The following is a 16,627-nucleotide window of genomic DNA, read 5'->3' on the forward strand; positions in this document are numbered from 1 at the left end:
CTTCACCACTTCATGCCTTCGGTTCGTCCCTTCGGTTGTCCGTCGAGTCGAGGTGGTCAGGGCCTCAGCCCTTGAGCGCGCCCGACATGAAGCCCCGCATGTAGTGCCGTTGCAGCAGCAGGAACAGCAGGAGGCAGGGCACGGCGAGGACCACCACACCCGCCTCGGTGGCTCCGTAGTCGACGGCGCCCATGCTCTGCTGTCGCAGGTTCGCGACAGCCAGGGGCAGGGGTGCCTTCTCGCTGTCCGAGATCAGGATCAGCGGGGCGATGAAGTCGTTCCAGGCGGCGAGGAACGCGAACAGCCCGACGGTGATCAGCCCCGGCCGCACCGCCGGGAGCAGCACCCGGCGCAGCGCGCCCGCCGTACCGCACCCGTCCACGAACGCCGACTCCTCCAGCTCGCGCGGCACCGCCTCGAAGGAGATCCGCATCATGAAGGTGGCGAACGGCAGTTGGAACATGGCCAGCACCAGACTCAGTCCGACGAGCGAGTTCTGCAGGTGGAGTCTGCCGAGCAGGACGTAGAGGGGGATGAGGAGGGTGGCGTACGGGACCATGAGGATGGCCAGGGTGAGCAGGAACAGCAGGTTCTTGCCGGGGAAGTCGAAGCGGGCGAAGGCGTAACCGCCCAGCAGGGACACTCCGAGGGTCAGGGCGACGGTCAGCGCGGAGACGACCGTGCTGTTGAGGAGGTAGCGCCACAGGCCCGCGTCGTAGTGGAGCAGGGTGCGGTAGTTGCCTAACCCGTGGCCGGACTCCTGTGCGGTGCCGGGCTGTCCGCTGACGGAGGCCCAGGCGTTCCACAGCAGGGGGAAGAGGAAGATGACGGCCAGTCCGCCGGCGACGACGAAGTAGGGCGTACGGCCCAGGGCGCGGCTCATGACTCGTCGGCGCGGCGCAGACCGCGGAACTGGAGGGCGTTGAGCAGGAGCAGTACGGCCAGCACGATGATCGACAGGGCCGCCGCGGTGCCGAGGTTCAGCCGCTGGAAGGCCTCGCGGTAGATCAACTGGACGACCGTGACCGTGCTGTTGTCCGGGCCGCCCTTGGTGAGGATGAAGAACTGGTCGAAGGCCAGCAGGGATCCGGTGACGCAGAGCAGCAGGGTCAGGGCGATGGAGGGCCGCAGCAGCGGCAGGGTGATGCGGCGGAAGATCTGGGCGCGGCTCGCACCGTCCATGCGGGCCGCCTCGTACAGCTCGTGGGGGATGCGCTGGAGGCCGACGAGCAGGATCAGCATGTAGAAGCCGGCGAACTTCCAGACGACGAGGAAGACCGTCGAGAGGAGGGCCGAGGTCGGTGTGCCCAGGAAGGACACCGGGTCGTCGACGAGGCCGAGCCTTTCGAGGACGCTGCTCAGGGGGCCGGTGGTGGGGCTGTACAGGCCCCAGAACAGCAGGGACGCGGAGGCCAGGCCCAGGGCGCCGGGCAGGAAGTACACCGTACGGAAGAAACCGGCGGCGGGGCGGGACTCCTGCACAAGGAGGGCGAGGAGGAGAGCCAGGCCGAGGAGGACGACCGTGACGATGACGGTGTAGAGGAGGGTGAAGCGGACCGCGGGCCAGAACAGGGTGCTGTCGGTGGCGTCGGTGTAGTTCTCGGGGGTGTTGAGGCCTCGGTCGCCCGCGAGGAGTGGCCAGTCGCTCAGGGACATCTGGGCGACGAGGAGGAGGGGCAGGAGGAAGAAGACGGTGACCAGGACCGCCGTGGGGGTGGCATAGGCGAGGCCCCGTGTCGCGCGCGGGCTCAACCCCTGCATGTGGCTCCTTCGGCGTGCGGGGTGGGGGCGTGTGGGTGCACGGGCAGGTGCGGGTGCGTGGGGGCTGGGCGCGCAGTTCCCCGCGCCCCTGCCTTCCAGGGGCGCGGGTCGCTCAGTCCGCCAGTGACGCGCTGACCGCCTCGTTGTCCTTGTCCACCTTCGACCCGTCGCCGAAGACCGCGTCGCGCATCAGGGTCAGCCAGGGGCCGTTGGGGTCGTTGAAGGTCTGGCCGAACTTCAGGGCGTACGGGGTGCGGCCGTCGGCGACGAGCTGGTTGATCGTCACCAGGCGCGGGTCCGCCTCGGAGTGCTTGTTGGACGCCAGGTCGGTGCGGGCCACCACGTCCTTGTGGGCGGCGACCACGTCGATCTGCGCCTTGTCGTCCAGGGACCAGGCGAGGAAGTTCCAGGCCTGGTCGGCCGACTTGCTGGTGGCGGAGATGCCGATGGCGTCGCCGCCGACGAACGTGGACTTGCCGCCGTCGGGCCCGGGGATGGGCGCGACCCCGAGGTCGAGGTCCTTGGGCATCAGTCCCAGGGTGGTCGACGGCATCGGCATGACGCCGACCTTCCCCTTCGGGAAGACGCCGGTCCAGGTGGTGCCCGTCTCGTCGCGGGCACCGGGGGCCACGATGTCGTCCCGCACCCAGCCCCGGTAGGCGGCGTAGACCTGCTTGGCGGTGGCGGAGTCGAGGGTGGCCGCGGTGCCTTCCTCGTTCAGCACCTCGTCCCCGGCCGCCCAGATCGACGGCCACCAGGTGAAGACACCGCAGCCGCCGCAGTTGCCGCCGAAGAAGGTGCCGTCGACTCCCCCGCCCAGCTTGTCCACGGCCCGCGCCTGCGCGTCCCATTCGGCCAGGCTGGCGGGCGGTTTCTCGGGGTCGAGCTTCGCCTTGCGGTAGAGGTCCTTGTTGTAGAAGAGCACCGACAGGTCGAGGGTGTGCGGGACGACGTACTTCTTGTCCTCGTACGTACCGGCCTTGATGTGCGACTGGGCGAGGTCGTCGGCGAAGGGCAGGGCGTCGATGCGTTCGGTGAGGTCCGCGAAGAGGCCGCTGGAGGTGTAGTTGGGGACGAACACCACGTCGGAGGCGAACAGGTCGGGCAGGTCCTTGGACCCGGCCGCCGCGCCGACCTTGGCCTGGTAGTCGTCGGTGGGGACGACGGTCAGCTCGACCTTGTTCTCGTGGCTCGCGTTGTACGCCTTGACGAGCGCCTCGCTCTGCGGCCGGGTCGCCGCACGCGTCCACATCGTGAGCGTGGCCCCGTCGTCGGTCCCTTTGGCGTCCTTGGCCCCGCCGCCGCCCCCGCCGTCCGAGCCGTCGTCCCCGGAGCCGCACGCCGTGAACAGGCTCGCGGCGGCCAGCAGCGCGACGGCGGCGGTGACGCGCCGACGGCGACGTCCAGGTGGTCCGGTCGTGCTCCCCATAACGATCCCCCTCGTGTGGGTTCTGCGCCGGAAAGAAACCGAAAAGCCTTTCTGAAAGCTAGGACGCGGCTCATCACCCGTCAATCCCCTTGCACGGAGGGGAAGTCCGGGGCCAGGAGTGCCCCGGGAGAACATCCCGAAGGCGCCGCGGCCGAAACCCTCTCGCGTACGGTTTACCCACGCGCCGCGAGACAGGAGAACACCCATGGCCCAGGCCACCGACCCCGCTCGTTCGGGGCCCGCCACGCTGAGCGACGTCGCCCGGCTGGCGGGCGTGTCCCTCGCCACCGCCTCCAAGGCGCTCAACGGCCGCGCCCAGGTGCGCGCGGAGACACGGCAGCGGGTGGTCGAGGCGGCCGAGCGGCTGTCGTTCCGGCCCAACCAGCTGGCCCGCGGTCTGCTCGCCGGCCGCACGGGCACCGTGGGCCTGCTCACCAGCGACCTGGAGGGCAGATTCAGCATCCCGATCCTCATGGGCGCCGAGGACGCGTTCGGGGCGGGTGCGGTCGCGGTGTTCCTCTGCGACGCGCGGGGCGACGCGATCCGTGAGCAGCACCATGTCCGCGCGCTGCTCGGCCGCCGGGTCGACGGTCTGATCGTGGTGGGCAGCCGGACCGATCCGCGTCCGTCCCTGGGCAGCGAACTGCCCGTCCCCGTGGTCTACGCGTACGCGCCCTCGGAGGACCCGGGGGATCTGTCGATCGTCCCCGACAGTGTGGGCGCCGGCCGGATCGCGGTGGACCATCTGCTCGCCTGCGGCCGGACGCGGATCGCGCACATCACCGGCGACCCCGGGTATCTCGCGGCGCGGGAGCGGGCCGAGGGCGCCAGGGCCGCGCTCGACGACGCCGGGCTCGCCCTGGTCGGCGAGCCGCGGTTCGGGGTGTGGTCGGAGGGCTGGGGGCGGGCGGCCACCGCGATGCTGCTCGACCGGCATCCGGACGTGGACGCGGTGCTGTGCGGCAGCGACCAGATCGCCCGGGGCGTGATGGACGTGCTGCGTGAGCGCGGGCACCGGGTGCCGGAGGACGTGGCGGTCATGGGCTTCGACAACTGGCAGGTGCTGACCTCGGCCTCCCGGCCGCCGCTGACGAGCGTCGACATGAACCTCGAACAGGTCGGGCGGGCGGCGGCGCAGGCCCTGTTCGGGGCGATCGCCGGGACGCGGCGCTCGGGCGTGGAGAGCCAGCCCGGCCGGGTGGTGATCAGGGGGTCCACGGTGGCCCTGTCGTGACGGCCGGTGCGTGAACTCGGGCCGCAGGCAACCCTCTTGACACTTCCTGAGCACGGATTTACGTTGCGAAAACCTTTTAGGTCGTTTCACCGTTCACTCTCCAGCGCTTCCCCGTGCACCGGTTCATACGGATACGTGCGGACCCATGCCATGAACAGACATGTCATGAGCACAACACAACTGGACAGGGAGCTCCGATGAGAAGACCGAGCAGAACCGACCGCACCTCCTCCCGGCACGGACCGCGTGAACGACGGGCCCTGTCATGAAGCGGCTCCTCGTCGCCCTGGCTCTCGTCATCGGCTGTGTCGTCACCGCGACACCCGCCGCCCACGCCGCGCAGACCATCGGCTTCCCCACCTTCAGCGGCCCCGCGATCCCGGCCCCGCCCGTCGCGAACACGACCGGCGACATGATGCGGAGCATCTACGACGCGGAGAGCTCGGGCACCGACTTCTGGATGGACCGGCTGCTGGCCCGTACCGGCAACGACCCGGCCGGGCCCTGGCTGATGAGCCGGGGCCGCGCCCTCTTCATGAAGACCCACGACCCCGCGGTGCTCGGCTTCGGCGGGCATGTCGCCTATTGGGAGAGCGTCAACGACAACAACGCCTACGCGGTCGCGATCTCCCCGGGCACCTTCACCGAACAGGTCGCCCAGCGCCGGCAGACGCCGAGCCACTGGAAGAGTGTGCACACCAGCGGGTCGGTCAGCGTCGAGCAGACCAAGTTCATCACCGACAACAACGTCGCGGTGACCAACCTGTCGATCAGGAACAACGGCAGCGCCGCCACCACACTGCAACTGCGGGCGACCTCCCCGTACGCCACCTCCGGCAGCGGCAGCGAGCTGACCGGGCAGGTCAACGCGTACAACAACCTCACCACCGTGCGCCCGCGCCTGACCGGTGACGGTTTCGCCGTCTCAAGCGGTGGGCTCAACCGGTCCGTGACGATCGCGGCCGGCGCCACCGTGACCACCAAGGTGGCGATGGGCTTCGTCACCGACGAGATCCCCGCGTCGCTCACGGAGTACAACGCCTACGCGGGCTACTCGGCCGCCACCGCGTTCGCCACCCATGTCCGGGCCTACAACCTGTGGTGGGCGCAGAACGTGCCCTACATCGACGTGCCCGAGGGCGCGATCAAGAAGAACATCTACTACCGCTGGTGGCTGATGCGCTTCAACAGCCTGGACGCCGACATCCCCGGGCAGACCTTCCAGTTCCCGACCTCGACCGAGGGCGTCCTCGGCTACAACAACGCGATCGCGCTGACCCAGCCCATGCACATCGACGACCTCAAGTACCTGCGCGATCCGTCCTACGCCTACGGGGACTGGCTCAGTGTCGGCCAGACCTCCAAGGGAGCACGGTTCCTGGACAATCCGGGGGATCCCGAGAACTGGTCCAACAGCTACACCCAGTACATCGCGGAGGCGGCCTGGAAGAGCTACCAGATCCACGGCGGCCAGCCGGGCATCGCCGCCAACCTGGCCCGCTACGCCGAGGGGGACGTCAAGGGGCAGCTGGCGTACTACGACCATGACGACAACAAGCTCATCGAGTACGACTGGGGCGCGCTGACCGGCAACGACGCCGACGCGGTCTCCTTCCACTGGAAGCCCGGGAACATGGACCGCGCCGAGTCGGCCTACCAGTACAGCGGCGCGCTCGCCGCCGCGCAGGCCTACGAGGCGACCGGCAACACCGCCAAGGCCACCGAGATGCGCACGCTCGCGACCCAGATCAAGGACGCGATCGTCAACGTGCTGTGGAACCCGAACCGGCAGCTCTTCGAACACCGGCTGAAGTCGACCAACGAATGGGTGCCCTGGAAGGAGATCAACAACTACTACCCGTTCTCCGTCGGCGCGGTCCCCGACACCGCGACGTACAAGCAGGCCCTGCGCCTGTACGACGATCCCGCCCAGTACCCCGTGTTCCCCTTCTACACGGCCAACCAGGTCGACAAGAAGGCCGCGGCCGACGCCGGCAACCCCGGCTCCAACAACTTCTCCACCATCAACTCCACCGTGCAGTTCCGCCTCTACTCCTCCGTGCTGCGCAACTACTCCAACTCCTGGATGAACGCCACCGACTACAAGAAGCTCCTGTACTGGAACACCTGGGCGCAGTACGTCGGCGGCAACACCCAGTGGCCGGACGCCAACGAGTTCTGGGCCGACTGGAACGGCACCGGCATCGACTACCGCTCCTGGATCCACCACAACATCCTGGGCAGCAGCAACTGGACCGTGATCGAGGACGTCGCCGGGCTGCGACCGCGCAGCGACGCGAAGGTCGAGCTCTCCCCGATCAACATCGGCTGGAGCCACTTCACCGTCAACAACCTCCGCTACCGGGGCGCCGACCTGACCATCGTCTGGGACGACCCCGCCGACGGAGTGGTCCGCTATCCCGGTGTCCCGGAGGGTTACTCGATCTACGTCAACGGCAACCGGACGGCGACCGTCGGCTCGCTGGTGCCGTTCACCTGGGACCCGGCCACCGGTGACGTCACCACGAGCGGCACGGTCACCCACCACACCTCCGTCGCCGGGCTGAAGGCCCCGAACCAGGTCGTGCAGAGCAGTCCCCGGATGGTCGACATGCTCGCCAAGGCCGGTGTCGACCTGACCGCCGACCTGCCCAACCTCGCCTCCGGCGCGACCGCGTCCGCGTCCTACACCGGCTCCGGCTCCGCCGTCTCCGGGGCGGTCGACGGCTATCCCACCAACGAACCCTTCTGGGGTGCGGGCGGCTCCCCCAACAGCCAGGACTGGTACGAGCTGAATCTGGGCGCCACGCGCACCCTCGACGAGGTACGGCTGCACTTCAAGGACAGCCGGCCGGCGAGCACCACCTACCGCGCGCCGTCCGCGTACACCATCCAGTACTACGACGGCGGTTCGTGGGTGAACGTGGCCGACCAGACGAAGAGTCCGGCCGCGCCGCGCGCCAACTACAACCTGGTGCGGTTCCCCGCGGTCAGCGCGCAGCGCATCCGGGTCCTGGCCACCCACGCCTCCGGGGCGAAGACGGGTCTCACCGAGGTGAAGGTGTTCAACCGGGGCGGTGTCCAGCCACCGGCCAACCTCGCCGGGTCGGCGACGGCGTCCGCGTCGTACACCTCGTCCTGGGAGAGCGTCGCCGCGGTCAACGACGGGATCGATCCGCCGTCGTCCAACGACACGGTGAACCCGCGCTGGGGGTGCTGGCCCGAGTCGGGTCAGCAGTGGGTCGACCTGACCTGGTCCTCGGCGAGGAACCTGGCCAGGGCGGAGGTCTACTTCTTCGACGACGACCAGGGCATCGACCTGCCCGCCTCATGGAAGCTCCAGTACTGGAACGGCAGCGCCTATGTCGATGTGCCGGGCGCCGGGACCTATCCGGTGGTCAGGAACCAGTACAACTCCGTCTCCTTCACCCCGACGAGCACCACGCGACTACGGGTGCTGCTGACGGGCAACGGCACGAACTCCGTCGGCCTCCTGGAAGCGAAGGTGTACGGCCCGTGACCCGTTCCAGATGTCTCTCCACTCTCCTCGCCGTGCTGACCCTGGCGGTCGCCCTCCTCGTGGCGCCGCCCGCCTCGGCCGCCGTGGCGTTCACCTCGGCCGGGGTGAACCAGAACGGCGGCAACTGCCTGGACCTGCCCGGGAGTTCGTCGACCAACGGCACTCAGCTGCGTGCCTTCACCTGTAGCTCGGGCGCCGACCAGAGCTTCGGCTACACCCTGGTCGCGGGGACGACCGACACGTACACGATCACCACGCAGTCCGGTCTGTGCGTCGATGTCTCCGGGGCGTCGACGGCGGACGACGCGGCGGTCATCCAGTGGCCCTGCCACAGCGCGACGAACCAGCGGTGGCGGCTCGTCCCGGTGACGGTGTCGGGCACGGACAGGACCTTCAACCTGGTGTCCGTCGGTTCCGGCAAGTGCGTGGCGCCGAGCGGTGGTTCGTCGGCCTCGAACACCAACCTGGTGCAGCTGCCGTGCTCCGCGACCGGCGGCAGGGTGTGGCGGCTGCCCGGCTTCAGCGGCGGCGGTACGAGCCCTGGCACGTTCACCAATCCGCTCGCCCAGCGCGGGCCCGACCCCTGGCTCACCTACTACGACGGCTTCTACTACCTCGCCACGACCACCTGGAACTCGACGGTCACCATGCGCAGGTCGGCCACCCTGGGCGGTCTCGCCACGGCCGCCGAGCAGGTGCTCTTCAACCTGACCCGGCCGAACGGGGCCGGCACGATGTGGGCCCCCGAGTTCCATCTGCTCGACGGCCCCAACGGCAAGCGGTGGTACTTCTACTACACGGCCGGGCGGGAACCGTACGACCTCGGCACCCAGCGGATCCATGTACTGGAGAGCGCCGGGCTCGACCCGATGGGGCCCTACAGCTTCAAGGCCGACCTGCTCGACCCCACCCAGGACAACACCTGGGAACTGGACCCGGGCATCCTCCAACTCAACGGCAATCTGTACCTGTTGGGGACCTTCTACAACGGCTCGCAGCCGATGTTCATCCGGCCGCTGTCGAACCCCTGGACCGCGAGCGGCACCCGCCGTGTCCTGTCCACCCCGACGTACGGCTGGGAGACGGTGGGCGGCGCGGTCAACGAGGGCGCCGAGGTCCTCCAGCGCGGCGGAAAGACCTTCATCGTGTACTCCGCCAGCCACTGCTCCACACCCGACTACAAGCTGGGCATGCTCACCTGGAACGGTGGTGATCCGCTCAGTTCGTCGTCCTGGGCCAAGTCGCCGAACCCCGTCTTCCAGCGGTCCAACACCACTGGTGTGTACGGGCCCGGGCACAACGGCTTCTTCAAGTCGCCCGACGGGACGGAGGACTGGATCGTCTACCACGCCAACAGCTCCGCCTCCGGCGGCTGCGACATGAACCGGAGCACGCGGGCGCAGAAGTTCACCTGGAACGCCGACGGCACACCGAACTTCGGTACGCCGGTGGCTCTGGGCGCCGCCCAGACCGTGCCGTCGGGCGAGTGACCCCGCCCGACGGACCTCCCACGGAGCTCTCACGGACCCTCCCGAGGACCTCCCCTGGACCTCTCACGGACCTCCTGAGAACCTCCCGTGGACCTTTCAGGAGGCGAGCACGGCGCGTCCCTCGGCGATGATGGCCGCCAGCTCCTCGATCTCCCCCGCGCCGAGGGAGGTCAGGGGCGGGCGGACCGGTCCCGCCTTGCTGCCCTCCAGCGTCACCCCCGCCTTCACCAGGGCCACCGCGTAGCCGGGGACCCGCTTGCGCAGCCTGACCAGGGGGTGGAAGAAGGCGCGCTGGAGGGCGTCGACGCGTTGGGTGTCGTCCTCCTCCACCGCACGGTGGAAGGCGAGGGAGATGTCGGGGGCGAAGGCGAACGCCGCCGACGAGTACAGCTTCACGCCCAGGGCGCGGTAGGCGGGCTGGCTCGCCTCGGCGGTGGGCATGCCGTTGAAGAACTGGAACTCCTTGCCGGACCCGCTCAGCGCCTCACGTACGGCGGGAATGATCCGGGCGACGAGATCGAGGTCGCCGGTGCCGTCCTTGAAGCCTGTCACCGTGGGCAGTTGGGCCACTTCCGACGCGGTGTGCTCGTCGAAGCGCGCGTTGCCCCGGTTGTAGACGATCACCGGCAGGGCGGTCTCCTCGGCGACCGCGCGGACGTACGCGACCAGGCCCTCGGCGGGCGAGTCGACGAGGTAGGGAGGCATGAGCAGCAGGCCGTCCGCTCCGGCCTCGGCGGCGGCGCGGGCGAAGCGGCGGGCCAGCCCGAGCGCGCCTCCCGCCCCGGCGTACACCGGGACCCGGCCGGCCACCGCGTCGACGGCGGTCCGTACGACATCGGTGAACTCCTCGACGTCCAGGGCGTGGAACTCGCCGGTGCCGCAGGCGACGAACACGCCGCCCGGACCGGCGTCGGCCCCCGCCGAGACGTGCTCGCGCAGGGCGGCCAGGTCGACCTCACCGGTATCGGTGAAGGGAGTGACGGGGAAAAAGAGGACGCCTTCGAGCATGGGGGTCTCCAACTCCTGGGGCAGGGGGGCGAGGGGCGGTGGTGAGGGGGCGCGGGCGCCGGGTCAGCCGGCCGTGGCGGCGCCCGCGCGCACCACGTTGGCGAGCGGGCGGCCCTGTTCCAGGCGGTTGATGTTGTCGGCGATCTCCAGCGCGCGGGCGGCGAAGGTGTCGGTGGTGTGGCCCGAGTGGTGCGGGGTCATCAGCACATTGGGCAGGTCGTGGAACGGCAGCCGGCTCGGCGCCTGGGGCGGGCCCGACCACCACACGTCCAGCGCGGCCCCGGCGATGACGCCGGTGTCCAGGGCCTCGTACAGCGCGTCCTCCTGGACGACCGGGCCGCGGGCCACGTTGACCAGCAGGGTGCCGGGTCCCATGGCCGTCAGTTCGGCGGGGCCGATCAGGCCGCGGGTGGCGGGGCCGAGGGGGACGGTGACCACGACGACGTCGGACTCGGCGAGCAGGTCGGGCAGCCGGTCGTTGCCGCCGATCCAGTCGGTCCGCAGGTCTTCCGGGACGGGTGCGGAGGGGTCGCGCCGTACGGCGCGTACCCGCATGCCGACCGCCTGGCAGAGGCGGGCGACCTCGGTGCCGGTCTCGCCGAAGCCGATGACGCCCACCCGGCGGCCCTCCAGCGTCGTCCCGAACGGCAGCCGCGGGTCGACGGCCACGTTGCGCCACCGTCCGGCCCGCAGTGCGCGGTCGGCGCCGAGCACGTCGCGGGACAGCATCATGACGGACATGAGCACGTGCTCGGCGATGGAACGGCCGTGGTGGTGCGTGGTGGTGACCGACACCTGCGGGCCGAGCGCGTCCAGCGGGATGCCGTCGTAGCCGGCGCCGACGACGTGGACGAGCCGGAGCCGTCCGGCGCGCCGGGCGTCCTCGGCCGACAGTTGCGAACCGACGAACACCTCGGCGTCGGTGATGGCCTCGGAGATCCGTTCCGGGGACCAGTCGAAGGACTCCAGCCAGGTGTGCGGGCCCTCGGCGCGGGCCTTGAGGGGTTCGTGGAAGCGGCTCAGGATGCGGTGGTTGAGCATGATGTGCACGGTCGGGTCACCACCGGGGGGTCTTGGTCGAGAAGGAGGGGTCCACGGTGCGCATGTAGCCGGTGTCGTCGCGGTCGCGCAGTCCGCAGTCGAGGTACTGCCGGTGGAGCCGGGCGAGGGCGTCCCGGTCCAGTTCCACGCCCAGGCCGGGAGCCGTCGGGACAGTGACGCGGCCCTCGGTGAACTTCAGGACCCCGGTGTCGACGACGTCCTCGTCCGGCTGCTTCCAGGGCGTGTGCGTGTCGCAGGCGTAGGTGAGGCGCGGGGTGGCCGCCGCGAGATGGGTCATCGCGGCGAGGCTGATGCCAAGGTGGGAGTTGGAGTGCATCGACAGGCCGAGGCCGAAGGTGTCGCAGATCGCGGAGAGTTGGAGGCCGCGCCGCAGCCCGCCCCAGAAGTGGTGGTCGGACAGCACGATGCCCACGGAGCCGCGGGCCACGGCCGGGGCGAGGTCGTCGAAGGAGACGACGCACATGTTGGTCGCCAGGGGTGTCGGTGTCCCCGCGGCCACGGCCGCCATGCCGTCGATGCCCTCGGTCGGGTCCTCCAGGTACTGCAGGTCGCCGTCCAGTTCGCGGGCGACGTGCAGCGAGGTCTCCGTGCTCCAGGCGGCGTTGGGGTCGAGGCGCAGCGGCAGGTCGGGGAAGGCCCGGCGCAGGGCCTTGATCGCCGCGATCTCCTCGTCGGGCGGGAAGACGCCGCCCTTGAGCTTGATGGAGGAGAAGCCGTATTCGTCGATCATGCGGCGGGCCTGGTCGACGAGGCCCGCCGGGTCGAGGGCGGCGCCCCGGTCGTCGTCCGGCTGTCCGGGGTGTGCGGCCCATTTGTAGAAGAGGTAGGCGCTGTAGGGGACCGAGGGACGGACGGCGCCGCCCAGCAGGTCGCTGACCGGCCTGCCGAGCAGCTTGCCCTGGATGTCCAGACAGGCGACGTCGAAGGGCGACATGACCCGGTCCACGGCGCTGCTGCCGGTGACCATCCCGGACATGCCGTCGCCGCCGGAGGTGTCCTCCCCCAGCGCGCGTGTGGTGCGGGCGATCAGGTCGTTGAGGTTCCAGACGTCCAGGCCGACCAGTTCCCCGGCGGCCCGGCGCAGGCGTTCCAGATGGACCGTGCCGCCGTAGGTCTCACCGATGCCGGTGACTCCGGACTCGGTGGTCAGCTCGACGATCGTGCGCAGCGCGTACGGCTCGTGCACCCCGACCGTGTTGAGGAGTGGGTAGTCCTTGAAGGCCACGGGGGTCACGGTGACGTCGGCGATGCGTGCTGCGTTCCCTGCCATGAATGCCGTCCTCATATGTAGTCCGCGTTCTCATTTGTAGACAGCCACCCTCGCGGCTGTCAATGGGCGATCACGGAACCGGGGTGACCAGGACCCCCTCCGCCAGGAACCGCCGGACGTTGTCCAGGACCAGGTCGGCCATCGCCTGCCGTGTCTCGTGCGTCCCGCTGGCCACATGGGGCAGCAGGAGCACCCGGTCCGACTCCAGCAACCCCTGCGGCACGTTCGGTTCGTCGGCGAAGACGTCGAGCGCCGCACCCGCGATCCGCCCCTCCCGCACCGCCGCGACCAGGGCGGGCTCGTCGACCACGCTGCCGCGCGCGACGTTGACCAGGAAGCCCCGGGGGCCGAGCGCGTCGAGCACCTCCGCCGAGACCAGGCCCCGGGTGCCCGGCCCGCCCGCGACCGTGACGACGACCGCGTCGCACTCGGCGGCCAGCTCCCGCGCGGTCGGGACGTGGCGGTAGGGGACGTCGGCCACCGGGGTCCGCGAGCAGTACGCGATGTCCGTGCCGAAGCCTTCGAGGCGGCGCGCGACGGCCCGGCCGATCCGGCCGAGCCCGAGGATGCCCACGCGCTTCCCGCTCACCCGGGAGGTCAGCGGGTAGGGCGCCGCCGTCCACTTGCCGGCCCGTACGTACCGGTCGGCGGCCGACAGTTCGCGCATCACGTCGATCAGACCGCCGACGGCGAGGTCTGCCACGCAGTCGTCGAGCACGTCGGGGGTGTTGCTGACGTCGATGCCGCGCGCCCGGGCGTGGGCCACGTCCGTGGTCTCGTAGCCGACGCCGAAGTGGACGATCGCGCCCAGCCGCGGCAGCGCGTCCATCAGGGAGTTGGCGACGCCGAACCGCGCGCTGGTCACCGCGGCCACCACGTCACCGGCCTCCTCGCGCAGATAGGCCGCGGGGTCGGGCAGTTCATGCAGCCGCACGGTGCGGTGGCGCTCGGCCAGCGCCTTCTCCAGGGCGGGGAGCAGCGGGGACACCTGGAGGACGGTGCCCGGGGCGGCCGGGACATCGAGAGCGGGGGTGTCGGGGTGGGTCATGGTGGTACTCCCGTCGGTGCTGAAGGTTCGCTGACGTGCGGTGTCCGCCACGGCGTCCGGGACACCGGGGCGGCCGGGCCTCACGGTGCTCGCCCGGCAGCGGGCGGTGACGGTCGCAGATCCGTCGACGCACATCCCTTGACGCTGCCACGGCACCGGTTTAGCTTCGGCGTTCACAGATGCGGACCGAGTACGTAAGTGTAAACAGCTCAGGAGGTCGGCCCGAACTCGGAACGTGACACATCAGCACTCCCCCGGAGATACGCCGACGATGAAGTCCCCCGTTTCCTCCCTTCCGCCCGGCCGACGGCGGCCCCGCACGACGTCCGCCCTGCTGCTGGCGGGCACGGTGCTGGTGTCCAGTGGCTGCGCCGTGGCCAACAGCGCCGGCGGTGACGCCGGCGAGGCCGACGGCCGCACACTGCGCGTGGTGCTCACCCAGGAACCACCGACGCTGGAGCCCTGCGAGGCCTCGCTGACCAGTACCGGCGTCGTCGTCCGGTCCAACATCACCGAGCCGCTCGTCGAACGCGATCCCGACTCGGGCGAACTGCACCCGCTGCTCGCGACCGGCTGGAAGCAGACCGGGCCGCGCACCTGGACCTTCGACACCCGCAGCGGGGTCACCTTCCACAACGGTGAGCCGTTCACCGCGAAGGACGCCGCCTTCTCCATCGACCGGGCGGTCAACTCCGACCTCGCCTGCAATGTCGAGGGCTATGTCTTCGGCGACGACGACCTGAAGGTGAAGGCGGTCGACGACGACCGGCTGACCGTCACCACGCCCGAGCCCGACCCCATCCTGCCGCTGCGGCTGAGCTTCGTGGAGATCGTGCCGCGCTCCACCAGTACCGAGGCCAAGGTGCGCGTCCCGATCGGGACCGGCCCGTACGCCGTGCGCTCGTGGCAGGCCGGCACCGCGATCTCCCTCAACCGCTACGACGACTACTGGGGCAAGGCTCCCGCCTTCCCCCGGGCCCGTTACGTCTGGCGCAGCGACGCGAGCGTCCGGGCCGCCATGATCGACAAGGACGAGGCGGAGATCGCCGTCGCGCTCGACTCGATGGAGGCCGAGAAGGACACGACCGCCTCCTATCCCAACAACGAGACGACCGCGCTGCGGCTGGACGGCCGCGAGGCGCCGCTCGACGATCTGCGGGTGCGCCGGGCGATCGACCTGGCCGTCGACCGCCAGGGCATCATCGACGCCCTGCTCGGCGGACTGGCCGAACCCGCCGGCCAGCTGGTGCCGCCCGGAGTGGTGGGGCACAGCGACGCGATCGAGCCGACCCGCCAGGACGTGGACAAGGCCCGCGCCCTGGTGGAGGAGGCGAAGGCCGACGGCGTACCCACCGGCCGCACCATCACCCTGGTCGCCCGCAACGGCATGTTCTCCGGGGTGTCGGAGACCGCCGAGGCGCTGCAGTACCAGATGAAGGAGATCGGGCTGAGCGTCAAGGTGCGCATGGCCGACACCGCCACCCAGCTCCAGTACCAGCTGAGGCCGCTGCCCAAGAACGTCGGGCCCATCGCCCTGCTGATCATGCACGGCAACCAGGCCGGTGACGCGGCCTTCACCGCCAGCCAGTACCTGCTCAGCGACGGCCCGCAGTCCACCTTCGGGAGCAAGGAACTCGACCGGCGGATCGCCGACGCGGGCCTGCTGTCCGGCGAGAAGCGCCAGCGGGCCTTCGCCGAGCTGCTCGCCGACCAGAACGACACCGTCGTCCAGTACACCCACATCGCCCATATGAGCGGACTGCTCGGACTGTCACCGTCGATCCGCTACGAACCGAACTCCGCCACCGGCGACGAAATGCGGCTGGCCGAGGTCGGCCCCGCCGAGGGGGCGAAGGACTGACATGATCCCCTTCCTGCGCAAACGCATGATCTCCAGCGCCGTCCCGCTGTTCTGTGTGGTGCTGGGCGTCTTCTTCCTGGCCCGGATGACCGGCAATCCGGTCGATCTCTATCTGCCCCTGAGCGCCACCGCCGAGCAGCGCGCCGAGTTCTCCGCCGCCCAGGGCTTCGACCTGTCGATCCCCGCGCAGCTGTGGAACTACCTCGTCGACGCGGCCCACCTGGACTTCGGCACCTCGCTGCGGACCGGGCAGCCGGCGACCGAGATGGTGCTCGACGCCTTCCCGGTCACCCTGCAGCTCGCCGGGGTGACCATGCTGCTCGCGATCGCCGGAGCGCTGCTGGTCGGCAGCCTGGCCGCGTACCGCCCCAACTCCCTGGTCGACCGGATCGCCAGCCTGCTGTCGATGACGGCCGCCAGCATCCCCGACTTCTGGTTCGCCATCATGGGCGTCCTCGTCTTCGGGGTGAGCCTCGGCTGGCTGCCGACCTCCGGCACGCTCGGCGGACCCGAGATCTGGATCCTGCCCGTCGCCACCCTGCTGATCCGGCCCTTCGGCGTGCTGGTCCAGGTGGTGCGCGGCAGCATGGTCACCGCGCTCTCCGCCCCCTACGTCAAGATCGCCCGCAGCAAGGGCGCCACGCCCCGGCGGGTGATCTTCGGGCACGCCCTGCGCAACGCGGTGACGCCGGTGCTGACCGTGGCCGGCGACCTGGCGGTCGGCCTGGTCAACGGCGCGGTGATCGTCGAGACGATCTTCGGCTGGCCGGGCATCGGCAAACTCATGATCGACTCCATCCTGCAGCGCGACTTCGCGGTCCTCCAGGCGGCCGTGCTCCTCACCGCGGTGACGATCTTCGCGCTGAACATCCTGGTCGACGTCTGTCACGCGCTGACCGACCCCCGTGTGCGACTGGCGGTGCCGGCGTGAGCGAAGGAAGCAC

The 16,627-nt window shown here is 70.2% G+C and carries 12 protein-coding genes; 5 read left to right on the top strand and 7 right to left on the bottom strand.

The window, feature by feature from the left end; all coding sequences use genetic code 11:
• Positions 1–64: 64 nt before the first annotated feature.
• The 3 genes from J8N05_RS37905 to J8N05_RS37915 form a co-directional block, all read right to left on the bottom strand.
• Complete coding sequence (locus tag J8N05_RS37905) at positions 65–883, bottom strand: carbohydrate ABC transporter permease (protein WP_210891294.1); 819 nt, start codon at positions 881–883, stop codon at positions 65–67.
• Positions 880–1,761, bottom strand: a complete 882-nt coding sequence (locus J8N05_RS37910) for a carbohydrate ABC transporter permease (protein WP_247706857.1) — start codon at positions 1,759–1,761, stop codon at positions 880–882. Before J8N05_RS37910 ends, J8N05_RS37905 begins: the two co-directional genes overlap by 4 nt.
• Before the next feature lie 112 nt (positions 1,762–1,873).
• Positions 1,874–3,190, bottom strand: coding sequence for an ABC transporter substrate-binding protein (locus J8N05_RS37915; RefSeq protein WP_210891296.1), 1,317 nt, complete (start codon positions 3,188–3,190; stop codon positions 1,874–1,876).
• Between the two features lie 205 nt (positions 3,191–3,395).
• Here J8N05_RS37915 and J8N05_RS37920 point away from each other — a divergent pair, with 205 nt between their 5' ends.
• The 3 genes from J8N05_RS37920 to J8N05_RS37930 all read left to right on the top strand — a co-directional run bounded on the left by J8N05_RS37920 (position 3,396) and on the right by J8N05_RS37930 (position 9,434).
• The gene (locus J8N05_RS37920) at positions 3,396–4,424 is read left to right on the top strand and encodes a LacI family DNA-binding transcriptional regulator (protein WP_210891298.1); all 1,029 of its coding nucleotides are present in this window, start codon (positions 3,396–3,398) and stop codon (positions 4,422–4,424) included.
• A gap of 265 nt (positions 4,425–4,689) precedes the next feature.
• On the top strand, positions 4,690–7,944 hold the full coding sequence (locus J8N05_RS37925) for a discoidin domain-containing protein (protein ID WP_210891300.1): 3,255 nt from the start codon (positions 4,690–4,692) through the stop codon (positions 7,942–7,944).
• Positions 7,941–9,434, top strand: coding sequence for a family 43 glycosylhydrolase (locus J8N05_RS37930; RefSeq protein ID WP_210891302.1), 1,494 nt, complete (start codon positions 7,941–7,943; stop codon positions 9,432–9,434). Before J8N05_RS37925 ends, J8N05_RS37930 begins: the two co-directional genes overlap by 4 nt.
• 96 nt (positions 9,435–9,530) lie before the next feature.
• Here the strand turns inward: J8N05_RS37930 and J8N05_RS37935 are convergent, their stop codons facing one another.
• The 4 genes from J8N05_RS37935 to J8N05_RS37950 form a co-directional block, all read right to left on the bottom strand.
• Complete coding sequence (locus tag J8N05_RS37935) at positions 9,531–10,454, bottom strand: 5-dehydro-4-deoxyglucarate dehydratase (protein ID WP_210891304.1); 924 nt, start codon at positions 10,452–10,454, stop codon at positions 9,531–9,533.
• A gap of 51 nt (positions 10,455–10,505) precedes the next feature.
• A complete protein-coding gene (locus J8N05_RS37940; protein WP_247706859.1) occupies positions 10,506–11,483 on the bottom strand; it encodes a 2-hydroxyacid dehydrogenase in 978 nt (325 codons plus the stop codon).
• A 16-nt stretch (positions 11,484–11,499) separates the two neighbouring features.
• The gene (locus J8N05_RS37945) at positions 11,500–12,774 is read right to left on the bottom strand and encodes a glucarate dehydratase family protein (RefSeq protein ID WP_210891308.1); all 1,275 of its coding nucleotides are present in this window, start codon (positions 12,772–12,774) and stop codon (positions 11,500–11,502) included.
• A gap of 70 nt (positions 12,775–12,844) precedes the next feature.
• Positions 12,845–13,822, bottom strand: coding sequence for a 2-hydroxyacid dehydrogenase (locus tag J8N05_RS37950; protein WP_210891310.1), 978 nt, complete (start codon positions 13,820–13,822; stop codon positions 12,845–12,847).
• 271 nt (positions 13,823–14,093) lie between these two features.
• Here J8N05_RS37950 and J8N05_RS37955 point away from each other — a divergent pair, with 271 nt between their 5' ends.
• Positions 14,094–15,683 (top strand): ABC transporter substrate-binding protein, encoded by a 1,590-nt coding sequence (locus tag J8N05_RS37955; RefSeq protein WP_210891312.1) that lies wholly within the window; start codon positions 14,094–14,096, stop codon positions 15,681–15,683.
• Position 15,684: 1 nt separating this feature from the next.
• Positions 15,685–16,614 (top strand): ABC transporter permease, encoded by a 930-nt coding sequence (locus J8N05_RS37960; RefSeq protein ID WP_210891314.1) that lies wholly within the window; start codon positions 15,685–15,687, stop codon positions 16,612–16,614.
• Positions 16,615–16,627: the final 13 nt, after the last annotated feature.

Origin of the sequence: Streptomyces liliiviolaceus, assembly GCF_018070025.1 — a bacterium.
Lineage (GTDB): Bacteria > Actinomycetota > Actinomycetes > Streptomycetales > Streptomycetaceae > Streptomyces > Streptomyces liliiviolaceus.

What these genes read in the sequence shown, in the direction of transcription:
- J8N05_RS37945 (WP_210891308.1), bottom strand. Translation starts at nt 12,774, where the DNA reads ATGGCAGGGAACGCAGCACGCATCGCCGACGTCACCGTGACCCCCGTG.
- J8N05_RS37910 (WP_247706857.1), bottom strand. Translation starts at nt 1,761, where the DNA reads ATGCAGGGGTTGAGCCCGCGCGCGACACGGGGCCTCGCCTATGCCACC.
- J8N05_RS37955 (WP_210891312.1), top strand. Translation starts at nt 14,094, where the DNA reads ATGAAGTCCCCCGTTTCCTCCCTTCCGCCCGGCCGACGGCGGCCCCGC.
- J8N05_RS37960 (WP_210891314.1), top strand. Translation starts at nt 15,685, where the DNA reads ATGATCCCCTTCCTGCGCAAACGCATGATCTCCAGCGCCGTCCCGCTG.
- J8N05_RS37920 (WP_210891298.1), top strand. Translation starts at nt 3,396, where the DNA reads ATGGCCCAGGCCACCGACCCCGCTCGTTCGGGGCCCGCCACGCTGAGC.
- J8N05_RS37915 (WP_210891296.1), bottom strand. Translation starts at nt 3,190, where the DNA reads ATGGGGAGCACGACCGGACCACCTGGACGTCGCCGTCGGCGCGTCACC.
- J8N05_RS37950 (WP_210891310.1), bottom strand. Translation starts at nt 13,822, where the DNA reads ATGACCCACCCCGACACCCCCGCTCTCGATGTCCCGGCCGCCCCGGGC.
- J8N05_RS37925 (WP_210891300.1), top strand. Translation starts at nt 4,690, where the DNA reads ATGAAGCGGCTCCTCGTCGCCCTGGCTCTCGTCATCGGCTGTGTCGTC.
- J8N05_RS37905 (WP_210891294.1), bottom strand. Translation starts at nt 883, where the DNA reads ATGAGCCGCGCCCTGGGCCGTACGCCCTACTTCGTCGTCGCCGGCGGA.
- J8N05_RS37940 (WP_247706859.1), bottom strand. Translation starts at nt 11,483, where the DNA reads ATGCTCAACCACCGCATCCTGAGCCGCTTCCACGAACCCCTCAAGGCC.